The sequence below is a fragment of the Kribbella solani genome (assembly GCF_014205295.1).
Lineage (GTDB): Bacteria > Actinomycetota > Actinomycetes > Propionibacteriales > Kribbellaceae > Kribbella > Kribbella solani.
The window spans coordinates 6,799,238-6,813,187 of the sequence record NZ_JACHNF010000001.1 but is presented as its reverse complement, the minus strand read 5'-3'; the positions used below and the strand labels follow the sequence as shown (position 1 = coordinate 6,813,187).

Genomic DNA, 13,950 nt, shown 5'->3' with positions numbered 1-13,950 from the left:
GTGCATAGGCGCCGTACCGTGGCTGTCATGAATTCAACGACCTCTCCAGAACCCACGGGGCCGCTGCTGGTCCGGGTCCGCGCGGTGATGCCCGCGCTGGCGCCGGCCGAGCAGCGGGTGGCGAACGCGGTCCTCGCGGACCCGGGCGGAGTGGCGGCGATGACGATCTCCGAACTGGCCGAGGTGGCATCCACCTCGGAGACCACGGTCATCCGGTTCTGCAAGCAGATCGGTGTCCCCGGCTATCCGCAGCTCCGCCTGCAGCTGGCGGCCCAGTCGGCGCAGGAGAGCGCGCACCCCGAGGTGGGCGGTGACATCGAGCCCGGGGACTCGCTGGCCGACGTGGTCAGCAAGGTCGCGTTCGCCGACGAGCGGGCGGTCCGGGAGACCGCCCAGCAGGTCGACGTGGACACCCTGGCCAAGGTGGTGGACGCGGTCGCCAAGGCGCCCCGGGTCGACCTGTACGGCTTCGCGGCCAGCGCGTTCGTCGCGCTCGACCTGCAGCAGAAGCTGCACCGGATTCGCCGGGTCGCGTTCGCCTGGTCGGACGTACACATCGCCCTGACCAGCGCGGCGCTGCTCGGCGAGGGCGACGTCGCGATCGGGATCTCGCACACCGGGACCACGGTCGAGGTGGTCGAGGCGCTCGAGGAGGCCGCCAAGCACGGCGCCACCACCGTCGCGGTGACAAACTTTCCCCGCTCCCCGCTGGCCCGGACGGCCGACCTGGTGCTGACCACCGCGGCCCGGGAGACGACGTACCGGTCCGGGGCGATGGCGAGCCGGATCGCGCAACTGACGGTGATCGACTGCCTGTTCATCGGAGTCGCTCAGCAGGTGCTGCCGGACGCCCGGAAGGCGCTCGAGGAGACTGCGAGTGCGGTACGTGGGCACCGGCTCAAAGGATCCGAGTGACGTCAGCTACTTCGTCAAGGATGAACAGAATTGAAAAAGCTTCGGTAGGAAACTAACATCATCCCCGTGACCTCACCGACTGAGCAGCGCAACCCGAGGACGCTCGCCATCGACGCGGTGGGCACGTCCGAAATCCTCCATCTGGTCAACAACGAGGACGCCCGGGTCGCCGGCGCCGTCGCGACCGTCATCCCGGAGCTGACGAAGGCCGTGGACGCTGCCGTCGAGGCGATCCGTGGCGGCGGCCGGGTGCACTACTTCGGCGCCGGGACGTCCGGCCGGCTGGCGGTGCTGGACGCCGCCGAGCTGCTGCCGACCTTCCACGTGCCGGACGGGCTGGTGGTCGCCCACCACGCCGGCGGCATGGAGGCCCTGCTCCGCGCGGTCGAGAACGTCGAGGACTCCGAGGACGGTGGCGCCCTGGACGCGGCCGCCGTCACCGCTCAGGACCTCGTCGTCGGCCTCGCTGCTTCCGGGAGCACGCCGTACGTGGCCGGCGCGCTGAAGGCCGCCCGCGCGGCCGGCGCGACCACCGTACTGGTGACGTCGAACCCGGACGCCCCGCTGGCGCCGCTGGCCGACATCGTGGTCGCGGCGGACACCGGCCCCGAGGTGATCGCGGGCTCCACCCGGCTGAAGGCCGGCAGCGCGCAGAAGATGATTCTGAACGCGTTCTCAACCACGCTGATGATCAAACTCGGCCGCACCTGGTCGAACCTGATGGTCGACCTGGTCGCCACCAACAAGAAGCTCCGCGGCCGGATGCTGCGCATCCTCGGCGAGGCCACCGGCGCCGACGAGACCGCCTGCGAGACCGCGCTGGCCGCGGCCGACGGCGAGCTCAAGCCGGCTTTGGTGCACCTGCTCACCGGTGCCCCCATCCCGGCCGCCCAGGCCGCGCTGGAGGCCGCCCACGGCCGCGTAGCCACTGCCCTCGCCGAGCTGGGCTCGGCAACTACTCCTGGCTGACAGGCGGTCGCACCACCAGGGTCGCGACCACCAGTGCCATGAACACTGCGGTTAGTGCGAACGGGACCGGGATCAGCGGGTCCAGCAGGACCAGGACGGCGCCGAGCGGGACGACCAGGTTCACCACGCGGTCGGCGTTGTCCCGGAGGGCGATCCACCAGATGCCGAGGACGAAGATCGCGATCGGTACGGTCACGGTGTACGACGCCGCGATCTCGCTCAGCTCGGTGTGATGGGTGATCACGTCGATCTCGACCTCGATACCGGCGGAGAACGCACCGGCCGCGGCGAACACGAAGTAGTGCACGTACCCGTACCGCAGCGACCGCCCGAACGACGTGATCGCGGTGTGGTGCGGCGGCCAGAAGTAGATCCACCAGAGCGCGGCGGTGACCACCAGCGTCAGTACGGACAGCGAAATCAGCGGACCGAGCGCCTCGTGGTCGTGGACTGCCTCGATGATCGCGTTCGCGGACGCGAGCAGGCTCTCGCCGAGCAGGATCAGCGTGAACAGGCTGTACCGCTCGGTGATGTGATGCGGATGCCACGGCGTCGTCCCGCGCCGCTCGGCCACCACCGGTACGGAGATCTCGACGACCACGAACACCACCCAGGCGGCGAGCTGGATCGATTCCGGCAGCACCAGGAACACCAGCCAGAGCACCTGCACGAACGCGATCCCACCGGCGTAGAGCAGCGTCGCGCGCCGGCTCTCACCCGCCGAGCGCGAGGCCCGCAGCCACTGCGCGATCATCGCCACCCGCATCACCACGTACGCGAGGACGACGACCCTGAAGTCCTTCTCGGTGAACACCCGCTCGATCCCGGCGGCCAGCACCAGTACGCCGCTCATCTGCACGATCGTGAGCAACCGGTACAGCCAGTCGTCGGTGGCGAACGAGGTGGCGAACCAGGTGAAGTTCATCCACGCCCACCAGATCGCGAAGAACACCATCGCGAACGACAGCAACCCACTGCCGACGTGCTGCTCCGACAACGCGTGATGCAACTGGGAAGCAGCCACACTGACCGCGACCACGAACACCAGGTCGAAGAACAGCTCCAGCGACGACGCCACCCGCCCAGGCTCCCCCGGATCTCTAGGCCGCATCGGCACCAACCGGGCCCGCGTCATCGCTTCACTCATGCCCGCCAGGCTAAACGCACCCAAGCCCCCCAAACCGGTTTGGGGAGCCTGACACCCCCAAACCGGGAGTACAACCCTCCCCACTCCACGCGCGCAACCGCCCCAAACCGGTTTGGGGCGGTTGTGCGCCGCGGGGTGTCAGTCGAGGCCGACGGCCTTCAGGGGGTTGGGCCAGGCGGCCAAGGCGGCTTGGAGGGAGGGGGTGGTGATGGTTTCCAGGGCCTCGGCGTACGCGTCGGTGATCACGTCGGCGATCTGGACCGGGACGCCGGCGCGGGCGGAGCGTACGGCCGCCTCGACCATGGCGATGCTCACGACATTGGCATGCACTTCGGACTGGGGCGTGGTCGACGTGCGAACGGCGTTCACGAACTCGGTCAGCGAACCGGCGATCTCCTCGGGATCGTCGGTCATCACGGCGGGCAGGTCTTCGCCGGAGGAGAGTGCCGCGATCGGAGCGTTGTCGCCGTCCCAGGTGGCCGTGCCGCCGGGCGTACTGGCGCGCCACCGGCCGTTCCAGGACGTCTCCAGGCCGGCGGCACACCAGCTACCGGAGAACGCGAACCGGGTGCCGTCGGTGTACGTGAAGATCGCGGACGCCGCGGCATTCCCGTCGAACCAGCTCCAGGACGGGTTGTACGAGTCGCAGTACACCGACACCGGCTCGGCGCCGATCAGCTTCCGGGAGAGGTCGAACTGGTGGATCGCCATGTCGACCAGCAGCGGCTCGGCCATCCGTTCCCGGAAACCGCTGAAGTGCGGCGCCTTGTAGAACTCGCAGGTCAGCGTACCGATCGGGCCGAGCTCGGCGAGCTGCCGCTGGAACGCGGTGACGGCCCGGAAGTACCGCCGGGACTGCGACACCATCAGCAGTTTCCCGCTCACCTCAGCCGCGGCGACCATGCCGAGACACTCCCGCACTGTCTCGGCCAGCGGCTTCTCGCACAGCACCGGCAGCCCGCGCAGCAAGGCGTCCACACTCACCTTCGGGTGCGCGGCCGGCACCGTCACGTCGATCAGCGCGTCCGCCGCACCGGCCAGCTCGTCGATCGACGCCGCCACCGGGACGTCACGGAACCCGTGCTCGTCCGCGGCCGCCCGGGCCACCTCGACGTCGAGATCGACCAGGCCGGCCAGCTCGACGTCCGGGTCGGCGGCGATGGTCCGCAGCCAGGCCCGGCCCATCCCACCGGCGCCGGCCTGCAGCAGGCGTACGGGTTCAGTCATCCGCGCGCTCCTCGATCGGGCCGGTGTAACCGTGTCCGGTGAAGAAGTCGCCGGTCTCGTAACGCAGCAAGGTCGGAACCTTTCGTTCGGGGAGGTCCGTCTGTGCCCACTGGACGCCGTTCGCAATCACCTTCCGGACGTCCTGGTGGTGGTACACCGGGTAGTCCTGGTCGCCCGGCGAGAAGAAGAAGATCTTCCCGTGCCCACGGCGGAAGGTGCAGCCGGAACGGAACACCTCGCCACCGGAGAACGAGGACACGAAGACCAGTTCGTCCGGTACCGGGATGTCGAAGTACTCGCCGTACATCTCCTGCTGCTCGATCACGATCGGATGCGGTACGCCCTGTGCGATCGGATGCGTCGGATTCACCGTCCAGACCAGCTCCCGATCGCGTTCACTGCGCCAGCGCAGCGTGCAGGTCGTACCCATCAGCTTGCCGAAGATCTTCGACCAGTGACCGGAGTGCAGCACGATCAGGCCCATACCCGACAGGACCTGCTGGTACACCCGGTCGACCACCTTGTCGTCGACCTCGCCGTGCGCGGCATGACCCCACCAGACCAGTACGTCCGTACCGGCCAGCACCTCCTCGGTCAGACCGTGCTCCGGTTCGTCCAGGGTGGTGGTGGACACGTCCGCGTCCAGGTTCTCGCGGATGCCGGCGGCGATGGTCTCGTGCATGCCGTCCGGGTAGATCTCCCGGACGTGCGGCTCGACCTGTTCGTGCCGGTTCTCGCCCCAGACAAGTACCTTCATAGTTGGTCTCCCCAATGGTTATTTGACGGCCCCGCCGATGGCACCGGCGGCGATGTACTTCTGCGCGGCGACCAGCAGCACGATGGCCGGGATCGCCGAGAGCACCGCGGTCGCCATCACCGCGTTCCAGTTCTGCACCTGGGTGCCGAGGTACTGGTAGATCCCGAGCGTCACCGGCCGGACGCCGCCCTTGGTGGTCAGCGTCAGCGCGAACAGGAAATCGCTCCAGGAGAACAGGAAACTGAACAGTCCGGCGGTGATCAGCGAGTTCTTGCTGATCGGCAGCACGATCGCGACGAACGCCCGGAACAGCCCGGCGCCGTCCACCCGCGCGGCCTCCACCAGCGACGGCGGCAGCGAGAGCATGAACGACCGCAGGATCAGGATCGCGAACGGGATGCCGCTGCTGCAGTTCGCGACGATCAGGCCCGGGATCGAGTTCAGCAGGCCGATCCGCTCGTACGCGGTGTAGAGCGCGTTCGCGATCACGATCCCCGGGATCATCTGCGAGATCAGGATCGCCAGCAGCCCGATCGACACCCACCGGGACCGGAACTGCGACAGCGCGTACGCGCACGGGGTCGCGATCGCCAGGCTGAGCACGACCGTGCCGGCCGCGATGATCATGCTGGTGACGAGGTTCCCGCCCTGCTCGTCGAGCGCGCGTTTGTAACCCGCGAACGTCGGGTGCAAGGGCAGGAAGCCGGCGGTCAGCGTGTTGCCCGACGGTTGCAGCGACGCGTTCACCATCCAGTAGACCGGGAACAGCATCACGCACAGGATGAGTACGCCGATGACCGCGTACGCCGTACGTTTCATCGTTCTCTCCTACTCGGCTGTTATTCGTCAGGGGCGCGACGGGTGCCGCGCAGGTAGAAGATCGCGAACACGAACGAGATCGCGATCAGGATGTTGCTCAGCGCCGCGCCCTGACCGAACCGGAAGTCCACGAAGGATTTCTCGTACGACTGGGTGGCCAGCGTCTGCGTCGCGTTCGCCGGACCGCCGCCGGTGAGACCGAGGATGATGTCGAGGACCTTGATCGTGTACACGACCCCGAGCATCAGCAGTACGCTCGCGACCGACCGCAGGTTCGGCCAGGTGATGTAGCAGAACGCCCGCCACCCGGTCGCGCCGTCGAGCTGACCGGCCTCGTACAACTCGTCGGGGATCTCCGAAAGGCCCGCGTACAGCAGGGTCACGTTGAACGGGATGCCGATCCAGATGTTCACCCCGATCACCGCGATCAGGGCGACCGACGGCGAGTTCAGCCACGGCACCGGATCGTCGATCACGTGCAAACCCAGCAAAGTGCGATTGAGGATGCCGCTGTCCTGTTCGAGGATCGACCGCCACGTCGCGCTGGACACGATCAGCGGCAGCAACCACGGCAGCAGCAACAACGAACGGATCAGCCCGCTGAGCGGAAAGCGATTCCGGAAGAACAGCGCCAGCCCGAGCCCGATCGCGAACTGGAACACGATCGACCCGACCGTGAACAGCGCCGTGTTCAGCATCGCGTCCGAGAACAGGTTGTCGGTCACGACCGTGCTGTAGTTCTTCAGCCCGATCCACGGCGCGACGCCGGTGAAGAACGTCTTCAGCCCGTAGTCCTGCAGGCTCATCAGCAGGTTCTTGACCACCGGGTAGCCGAACAGCGCCACCATCGCGACCGCGGCCGGCAGTACGAAGAGCACCTTCGTCAGGTCCTCGCCCCGCCGGCCGCGTACCCGCGCGCGGCCGGCGGTGCTGGTGCGAGTCGTACGGGTCAGCGTGACCATGCCGATCAGCCGCCGGACGCCTGCTTGAAGGCGTCCTGGGCCGAGGCCTTACCGGTCAGCGCCAGCTGGATCGCCTGGTAGATCACCTTGGCGGCGTCCGGCCACTTGTCGCCGAGCTTGCCGGTCCGGGCCCGGGCCGTCTTGACCTGTTCGGCGAAGGCCTTCATCGACGGCACCTGCTTGACGTACTCGTCGAGCAGCGCGGTCTTGGTCGGGATGGTGAACCGGGCCTTGGCCCAGGCCAGCTCGTTCTCGTCCGAATTCAGGCACTTCACGAAGTCCGCGGCCTTCTGCTGCTTGGCCTGATCCTTGTTCAGCGGGACCGTCCAGGCCTCACCGCCGAGCGGCGCGACCGGGGTCTGATCCGGCTTGTTCACCGGGAAGGTGACCACGTCCCACTTCACCGACGGCACCTTCTCCAGGGCCGGGATCTGCCACGGGCCGTTCACCATCATCGCCGCCTTGCCGGCCAGGAACTGGTCCTTCACGTCGCCCTGCGTCCAGTTGATGACGCTCTTCGACGCGGACCCCGACTGCACGAGATCCACCCACAGCTGCAGGGCTTCCGCGACCTGCGGGCTGCTCAGATCGGTCTCGTCACCGCCGTTGGTCCACATCGCCGGCAAGAACTGCCAGGAGCCTTCGTACGTCGCGTTGGCGTTGAAGGCGATCCCATACCGGCCCGGCTTGGTGAGCTTCTTCGCCGCCGCCTTCAGCTCGTCCCAGGTCTTCGGCGGTTGGACGCCCGCCTGGGCCAGCAGGTCCTTGTTGTAGAACAGCGCGATCGTGTTGGTGACCGGCGCCAGACCGTACAGCTTGCCCTGGTACGAGGTCGCGTCGACCATGCCCTTGATGACGCCGTCCGAGTTCACGCCCAGGTCGTTCAGCGGCGCCAGCGCACCGGTGGCCGCGATCTGCTGGACGTCGGGATTGTCGAGCATCAGTACGTCCGGCAGGGTCTTCGAGGAGGCCTGCTGCAGCACCTTCTGGATCAGGGTGTCACCAGGCACCGTCTCCCGCTGGATGCTGATGCCGAGCTTGGTCGCGCAGGAGTCGAGCCCCTTCTGCACCAGGGACTTGTCCGGATCGTTGTTGTAGTAGTCCAGGATCGTGAGGCTTTTGACGCTGTCGCCGGCCGCCGGCGACTGGCCGCCGGCGCCGTTGTCACCGCAGGCCGTCAGCAGGAGCGACACCGTGGTCGCACCCGCCAGCACGGCGGCGATCCGCTTGCTGATCATGACATCGGACTCCTTCGCAGCGTTTCGACCGGGCAGCGGTGAACCTTGTGAATTCGCCGGTAAACCGCTTAACTGAGGCGTTGAAGGACTATGTTCCCTACGTCACACTGCTGTCAAGAGTTCAGAGGGGGCTGGATCGATGGCCACGATGCGGGAGGTTGCCGAACGGGCCGGGGTTTCGATCGCGACCGTCTCGTTCCTGCTCAACGACACCAAACCGGTGACCGCGGCGACCCGGGCGCGGATCGAGCAGGCGATGGCCGAGCTCGGCTACCGGCGCAACGTCGTCGCCCGCGCGCTGGCCAGCCGGCGTACGCACATCATCGCGATGGCGTACCCGGCGCTGGAGCACCGGTTCGGGATGTCGACGGCCGAGTTCTTCACCAGCGCGGCCGAGGCGGCGCGCAAGGAGGACTACCACCTGGTGCTGTGGCCGGTCGGCAACGACGGCGTCGAGCTGCGCGAACTGCTCGGCCAGGGCCTGGTCGACGGCGTCGTGCTGATGGAGGTACAGCTGGACGATCCGCGCGTCGACGTCCTCCAGCAGGCGGGTACGCCGTTCGCGCTGATCGGGCGTACGGACGAACTTGACGGCTTGCCGCATGTGGACATCGACTTCGACACGACCGTCGACGACGCGATCCGGCACGTGTACGAACTGGGCCATCGCGAGCTGGCGCTGATCTCCGGCGATCTCAGCGACCCACGCTTCCACTCGTACGGGCCGTGGGTGCGGACCGAGGCCGCGTACCGCCGGGCCGCCGCCGCGTACGGACTGCCGGTCGTGGTCGTGCCTTGTCTGGACACCACCCAGGCCGGGAAGGTCGCCGCCGAGCAACTCGTCACGGACCATCCGGAGACGACCGCGGTCCTGGTACTCAACGAGTATGCCGCCCTCGGCGCCGTCGCCGGTCTCAAGCGCGCCGGGTACGACGTACCCGGCGACCTCTCGGTCCTGTCCCTGCTGATGGTCCCGGAAACAGCCGCGATGACCGACCCAGAGCTCACCATGATGCGCACCCCCGGCCCCGAGCTCGGCCAACTGGGCACCGAGGCCCTGCTCCGCGAACTCGAAGGCGCCGACCCACTCCCACCCCAACTCGTCCCGGCGAAACTACACCCCGGCGCTACGGTCACAGCCCCCAGAACGCGGCAACCAAAGGCCGGTGCAGATCGTCCCGCCGCACACAAAGCCCAACCGTAAGCGGCTCAAGCTCCGCCTCAACCTCAACCAGCCGCTCCCGCATCACCGACGAATCCAGCACCAGCCGCGGCACCACACCGATCCCACAGCCCAGCGCGACCAGCGCGAGCAGCGCTTCGTGCCCGTCGGTCTCAGCAGCAATCACCGGCTTCACACCGCACCGCCGAAACCACCGGAACGCGGCCTCCCGCACCAGCCCACGCGCGGGTACGACGTACTCCTCCTGTGGCTCGCCGTTGCTCACCAGGACGAGGTCAGTCACCGCGACCGTCCGGCTCACCAACGTCTGCGGCAACCGGCGCGGAATCCCGGCGACCGCGACATCCACTTCCCCCTCATCGAGCCGCGCCAGGGCGGCCGCCGCGTCACCCGTACGCACGTTCAGCCGGATCTGCGGATGCGCCGCCCGCAACGGTGCCAGCAGGTCCGGCAGCAGCATCTGGCAGGCCGTGACGGTCGCGAAGATCTTCAGCTCACCGGTCAACCCGGCCGGTTCGTCCGCGCCCGCCCGATAGTCGTTCCAGAGCGCCAGCGCCCGCTCGGCATACGCCGCGAACCGCTGCCCTTCCGCGGTCAGCACCACCCCACGCGGACCACGATCCAGCAACCGCCCACCAACCCGCGCCTCCAACCGCTGAATCGTCCGGGTCAGCGTGGCCGGGCTGACATGCGACTCCAGGCTCGTACGCCCGTAGTTCAGCGTCCTGGCCAGATGCAGGAACAACTCGAGCTCGCGGCGTTCCATTTCACCTCCCGCAACGATCCGATGCAGATGTTGCGCTTGCTGCAATGTACCGGATCGGCTTTCACTGAAAGGCATGCACACCATCACCTCGTCGGTCTTCAGGACCGAGATCATGACCGTGCCGGGCGGGACCGAGACGATCGTGCGCGGCGGCCGGGACCTGTTCGCGCTGCTGCCGCAAGCGCTCCACGGCGTCCGGCGGATCGGCGTACTCGGCTGGGGTCCGCAGGGACGCGCCCAGGCGCTGAACCTGCGGGACTCGCTGGCGGGCACCGACGTGACGGTGTCGGTCGGGCTGCGTCCGGGTTCGGCATCGGCCGCGGACGCCCGGAAGAACGGCTTCACCGAGGAGAACGGCACTCTTGGCGACTGGCTCGACGTCGCGGGCACGTCCGACCTGGTCATCCTGCTGATCGCCGACGCCGCGCTGGCCGCGAACCACGAGCAGATCTTCGCCGCGCTGGCGCCCGGCGCGACCATTGGCCTGTCCCACGGATTCCTGCTCGGCCACCTGACCTCGATCGGCAGCGACTTCCCGGCCGGGCATCCGGTGATCGCGGTCTGCCCGAAGGGAATGGGCGACTCGGTCCGCCGCCTGTACCAGCAGGGCGAAACGATCAACGGCGCCGGCATCAACGCGAGCATCGCCGTCCACGCCGACCCGGACGGACACGGGACCGATCGGGCGCTGGCCTGGTCGATCGCGCTCGGATCGCCGTACACGTTCGCGACCACGCTGAGATCGGAGTACCTGTCGGACATCGTCGGCGAGCGGGCGATCCTGCTCGGCGCCGTACACGGCCTGGTCGAGGCGCTGTACCGGCACTTCCGGATCGGCGGCGACGACGCGGTGACGGCGTACCAGCGGTCGACCGAGTCGGTCACCGGCCCGATTGCCCGGACCATCTCGGACTCCGGGCTGGCGGCGGTCCGCGCGGCCACCGGCGACGAGGATGCCTTCGACCGCGCGTACGCCGCCGCGTACCAGCCGGCCCGTGACCTGGTCGCCGAGATCTACGACGAAGTTGCCGATGGCACCGAACTGCGCAGCGTGATCCTGGCCGAGCAGCGGCTTGCGACCCGGCCGATGACCGCGATCAGCGGCAGCCCGATGTGGCGGGCCGGCACCGAGGCACACGCCCGGCGCGAGGCTGCACCGGCCGTCGTCGATCCACTGACCGCGGGGCTGTTCGTGGCGACGATGACGGCCCAGGCCGACGAGTTCGCCGCGCGTGGCCATGCCTGGTCGGAGATCGTGAACGAGTCGATCATCGAAGCCGTCGACTCGCTGCTGCCGTACATGCACGCGCGGGACGTCGCGTACATGGTGGACAACTGCTCACGGACCGCCCGGCTCGGTACACGCCGGTGGGGACCACGGTTCCAGGCGGCGTACGAGCAGCTCGCGCTCCCGCTGGCGGATGAGCCGGCAGCGGACGGATTGATCAAGGAGTTCCTGGCGAACCCGGTGCACGAGGCGCTCGCGGCGGCCGCCGTACTGCGTCCGTCGGTCGACATCTCGGTGTCCTGAAAACGCTGAAGGGGCCGGAGAGGTCATCTCTCCGGCCCCTTCAGCTCGGCGCTTCTACAGCTTGAGTGAGGTTGCGACCACGTCGGCGAGGGAGTGGGCGATCTCGTGGGCGGTGTCCGAGGACTCGGCCTCGACCATGACCCGGACCAGCGGCTCGGTGCCGGAGGGCCGGAGCAGGACCCGGCCGGTGTCGCCGAGGCGGGTGGTGGCCGCGGCGATCGCGGACTGGACGGTCTCGTCCGTGCCGGCGCGCGACTTGTCCACGTTCTTCACGTTCACCAGCACCTGCGGCAGCCGGGTCATCGCGGCGGCCAGGTCGGCCAGGCCCTTGCCGGTCTGGGCGACCCGCGCGAGCAGCATCACCGCGGTCAGCGTGCCGTCGCCGGTGGTGGCGTGGTCGGACAGGATCACGTGCCCGGACTGCTCACCGCCCAGCTTGTGCCCGCCGGCCTTCATCGCCTCCAGTACGTACCGGTCGCCGACCTTGGTCTGCTCGACCGCGATCTGCTCCCGGACCATCGCCTGGACGAAGCCGAGGTTGCTCATCACGGTCGCGACGACGGTGTCGTTCGACAGCCGGCCGCTGTCCCGCATCGCCAGCGCCAGCACCGCGAGGATCTGGTCGCCGTCGACGAGCTCACCGTTCGCGTCCACCGCCAGGCAGCGGTCCGCGTCGCCGTCGAGCGCGATGCCGACGTCGGCGCGGTGCCCGAGCACCTCACGCTGCAGACCCTCGATGTGGGTGGAGCCACAGTTCAGGTTGATGTTCAGGCCGTCCGGCGCGGCGGCGACCGTGATCACCTCGGCACCGAGCCGGCGCAGTGCCTCCGGCGCGGTCTCGGACGCGGCACCGTTCGCGCAGTCGATCACGACCTTCAGGCCGTCGAACCGGTTCGGCGCCGAGCGGACCAGGTGCGAGACATACGTCTCGAAACCCTGCCCGTCGTCGGTCACCCGGCCGACGTCGGCACCGGTCGGGCGCTGCCACTCCTCGCCCATCTTGGCCTCGATCGCGTCCTCGATCGCGTCGTCGAGCTTGATCCCGCCGCGAGCCAGGAACTTGATGCCGTTGTCCGGCATCGGGTTGTGGCTGGCCGACAGCATCACGCCGAGATCGGCACCGGTCGAGCCGGTCAGGTACGCGACCGCCGGCGTCGGCAGGACGCCGAGCTTGACCACGTCGACGCCGGCACTGGCCAGACCGGCCACCACCGCCGCCTCCAGGAACTCACCACTGGCCCGCGGATCCCGCCCCACAACGGCGCGTGGCCGGTGCCCTTGGAAGGCACCGGCCTCGCCGAGTACGTGAGCTGCCGCGACCGAGAGGTCGAGCGCCAGCTCCGCGGTCAGGTCCACGTTCGCCAGGCCACGGAATCCGTCCGTGCCGAACAAACGCCCCATCAGGTGATCAGCGCTTGCTGTACTGAGGCGCCTTACGGGCCTTCTTGAGTCCGGCCTTCTTCCGCTCCTTGATCCGCGCGTCGCGGGTGAGCAGACCGGCCTTCTTCAGCCCCGGGCGGTTCGCCTCGAGGTCCGCCGCGTTCAGGCAGCGGGCCACGCCGAGCTGCAGCGCACCGGCCTGGCCGGTGATGCCGCCGCCGTTGATCCGGGCGATCACGTCGTACGAGCCCTCGAGGCCCGCGACGACGAACGGCTCGTTCACGTGCTGCTGGTGCACCTTGTTCGGGAAGTAGACGTCGAGGTCCTTCCCGTTGATCTTCCACTTGCCGGTGCCCGGGACGATCCGGACGCGGGCGACGGCCTCCTTGCGGCGACCAGTGGCGCCGGCCGGGTTGATGACCGCGACCCGGCCCTGCTCGGCGCGCTGCTCCGGAGCCGGGTTGGTCTCGGAGGTGTAGGCGACCGGGCCCTCGGTGTCGATGGGGACCTCGGTGTCGAGCTCTTCGGTCTCGGTGGTGATGTCGCTCACGCTGGGAATCCTCGTTTACCTGGTTCGTCGATCGCTTACTGGGCGATCTGGGTGATCTCGAACGGCTTCGGCTGCTGGGCCGTGTGCGGGTGCTCCGGGCCGGCGTACACCTTCAGCTTGGTCAGCAGCTTCCGGCTCAGGCGGTTCTTCGGCAGCATGCCCCAGACGGCCTTCTCGACGGCCTTGCGCGGGTCCTTGTCGAGAATCTCGCCGATCGGCGTCGCGGTCAGACCACCCGGGTGACCCGAGTGCCGGTACGCCAGTTTGTCGGTCCGCTTGGTGCCGGACAGGGCCACCTTCGAGGCGTTGACGACGACGACGAAGTCACCACCGTCGACGTGCGGAGCGTACGTCGGCTTGTGCTTGCCACGCAGCAGGGTGGCGATCTGGACGGCGAGCCGACCGAGCGTGACGTCGGTGGCGTCGATCACGTGCCACTCACGGGTGACGTCAGCAGGCTTCGGGCTGTACGTGCGCACGGTCGTTGACCTTCGTTTCTCAGAGGT

The 13,950-nt window shown here is 68.4% G+C and carries 14 protein-coding genes; 4 read left to right on the top strand and 10 right to left on the bottom strand.

Going from position 1 to position 13,950, the window contains the following annotated elements:
• Positions 1–27: 27 nt before the first annotated feature.
• A complete protein-coding gene (locus HDA44_RS31525; RefSeq protein ID WP_184840672.1) occupies positions 28–915 on the top strand; it encodes a MurR/RpiR family transcriptional regulator in 888 nt (295 codons plus the stop codon).
• 66 nt (positions 916–981) lie between these two features.
• A complete protein-coding gene (gene murQ / locus HDA44_RS31520) occupies positions 982–1,884 on the top strand; it encodes an N-acetylmuramic acid 6-phosphate etherase (protein ID WP_184840670.1) in 903 nt (300 codons plus the stop codon).
• Here murQ and HDA44_RS31515 read toward each other — a convergent pair.
• The 6 genes from HDA44_RS31515 to HDA44_RS31490 all read right to left on the bottom strand — a co-directional run bounded on the left by HDA44_RS31515 (position 1,871) and on the right by HDA44_RS31490 (position 8,034).
• Positions 1,871–3,031 (bottom strand): low temperature requirement protein A, encoded by a 1,161-nt coding sequence (locus HDA44_RS31515; protein WP_202887669.1) that lies wholly within the window; start codon positions 3,029–3,031, stop codon positions 1,871–1,873. The genes murQ and HDA44_RS31515 overlap by 14 nt on opposite strands.
• Positions 3,032–3,169: 138 nt before the next feature.
• Positions 3,170–4,258 carry a Gfo/Idh/MocA family protein gene (locus HDA44_RS31510; protein WP_184840668.1) on the bottom strand — a complete coding sequence of 363 codons (1,089 nt, stop codon included), beginning with the start codon at positions 4,256–4,258 and terminating at the stop codon, positions 3,170–3,172.
• Positions 4,251–5,015 (bottom strand): ThuA domain-containing protein, encoded by a 765-nt coding sequence (locus HDA44_RS31505; RefSeq protein WP_184840666.1) that lies wholly within the window; start codon positions 5,013–5,015, stop codon positions 4,251–4,253. Before HDA44_RS31505 ends, HDA44_RS31510 begins: the two co-directional genes overlap by 8 nt.
• Positions 5,016–5,033: 18 nt before the next feature.
• Positions 5,034–5,834, bottom strand: coding sequence for a carbohydrate ABC transporter permease (locus HDA44_RS31500; RefSeq protein ID WP_184840664.1), 801 nt, complete (start codon positions 5,832–5,834; stop codon positions 5,034–5,036).
• Positions 5,835–5,854: 20 nt separating this feature from the next.
• Entirely contained in the window at positions 5,855–6,796 is a 942-nt protein-coding gene (locus tag HDA44_RS31495; RefSeq protein ID WP_184840662.1) for a carbohydrate ABC transporter permease, read from the bottom strand.
• 5 nt (positions 6,797–6,801) lie between these two features.
• Positions 6,802–8,034, bottom strand: a complete 1,233-nt coding sequence (locus HDA44_RS31490; RefSeq protein ID WP_184840660.1) for a sugar ABC transporter substrate-binding protein — start codon at positions 8,032–8,034, stop codon at positions 6,802–6,804.
• A gap of 139 nt (positions 8,035–8,173) precedes the next feature.
• Here HDA44_RS31490 and HDA44_RS31485 point away from each other — a divergent pair, with 139 nt between their 5' ends.
• Complete coding sequence (locus tag HDA44_RS31485; protein ID WP_184840657.1) at positions 8,174–9,238, top strand: LacI family DNA-binding transcriptional regulator; 1,065 nt, start codon at positions 8,174–8,176, stop codon at positions 9,236–9,238.
• On the opposite strand, the gene ilvY is transcribed toward HDA44_RS31485, so the two are convergent.
• Entirely contained in the window at positions 9,168–9,983 is an 816-nt protein-coding gene (gene ilvY / locus HDA44_RS31480) for an HTH-type transcriptional activator IlvY (protein WP_184840655.1), read from the bottom strand. The two genes, HDA44_RS31485 and ilvY, sit on opposite strands and share 71 nt — an antisense overlap.
• Before the next feature lie 73 nt (positions 9,984–10,056).
• On the opposite strand from ilvY, the gene HDA44_RS31475 reads away from it, so the two are divergent.
• Positions 10,057–11,514, top strand: coding sequence for a ketol-acid reductoisomerase (locus HDA44_RS31475; protein WP_184840653.1), 1,458 nt, complete (start codon positions 10,057–10,059; stop codon positions 11,512–11,514).
• A gap of 54 nt (positions 11,515–11,568) precedes the next feature.
• On the opposite strand, the gene glmM is transcribed toward HDA44_RS31475, so the two are convergent.
• The 3 genes from glmM to rplM are packed head-to-tail and all read right to left on the bottom strand — an operon-like array spanning position 11,569 to position 13,923.
• Positions 11,569–12,915: a phosphoglucosamine mutase gene (gene glmM / locus HDA44_RS31470; RefSeq protein WP_184840651.1), complete on the bottom strand. Its 1,347-nt coding sequence runs from the start codon at positions 12,913–12,915 to the stop codon at positions 11,569–11,571.
• Positions 12,916–12,922: 7 nt separating this feature from the next.
• On the bottom strand, positions 12,923–13,444 hold the full coding sequence (gene rpsI / locus HDA44_RS31465; protein ID WP_130441429.1) for a 30S ribosomal protein S9: 522 nt from the start codon (positions 13,442–13,444) through the stop codon (positions 12,923–12,925).
• A 35-nt stretch (positions 13,445–13,479) separates the two neighbouring features.
• Entirely contained in the window at positions 13,480–13,923 is a 444-nt protein-coding gene (rplM, locus tag HDA44_RS31460) for a 50S ribosomal protein L13 (protein WP_184840649.1), read from the bottom strand.
• Positions 13,924–13,950 lie beyond the last annotated feature (27 nt).

Bases quoted from the DNA above. Each gene is read 5' to 3' on its own strand.
- HDA44_RS31515 (WP_202887669.1), bottom strand. From the start codon at position 3,031: ATGAGTGAAGCGATGACGCGGGCCCGGTTGGTGCCGATGCGGCCTAGA.
- HDA44_RS31510 (WP_184840668.1), bottom strand. From the start codon at position 4,258: ATGACTGAACCCGTACGCCTGCTGCAGGCCGGCGCCGGTGGGATGGGC.
- HDA44_RS31475 (WP_184840653.1), top strand. From the start codon at position 10,057: ATGCACACCATCACCTCGTCGGTCTTCAGGACCGAGATCATGACCGTG.
- HDA44_RS31490 (WP_184840660.1), bottom strand. From the start codon at position 8,034: ATGATCAGCAAGCGGATCGCCGCCGTGCTGGCGGGTGCGACCACGGTG.
- HDA44_RS31500 (WP_184840664.1), bottom strand. From the start codon at position 5,834: ATGAAACGTACGGCGTACGCGGTCATCGGCGTACTCATCCTGTGCGTG.
- HDA44_RS31485 (WP_184840657.1), top strand. From the start codon at position 8,174: ATGGCCACGATGCGGGAGGTTGCCGAACGGGCCGGGGTTTCGATCGCG.
- glmM (WP_184840651.1), bottom strand. From the start codon at position 12,915: ATGGGGCGTTTGTTCGGCACGGACGGATTCCGTGGCCTGGCGAACGTG.
- ilvY (WP_184840655.1), bottom strand. From the start codon at position 9,983: ATGGAACGCCGCGAGCTCGAGTTGTTCCTGCATCTGGCCAGGACGCTG.
- HDA44_RS31495 (WP_184840662.1), bottom strand. From the start codon at position 6,796: ATGGTCACGCTGACCCGTACGACTCGCACCAGCACCGCCGGCCGCGCG.
- HDA44_RS31505 (WP_184840666.1), bottom strand. From the start codon at position 5,015: ATGAAGGTACTTGTCTGGGGCGAGAACCGGCACGAACAGGTCGAGCCG.
- HDA44_RS31525 (WP_184840672.1), top strand. From the start codon at position 28: ATGAATTCAACGACCTCTCCAGAACCCACGGGGCCGCTGCTGGTCCGG.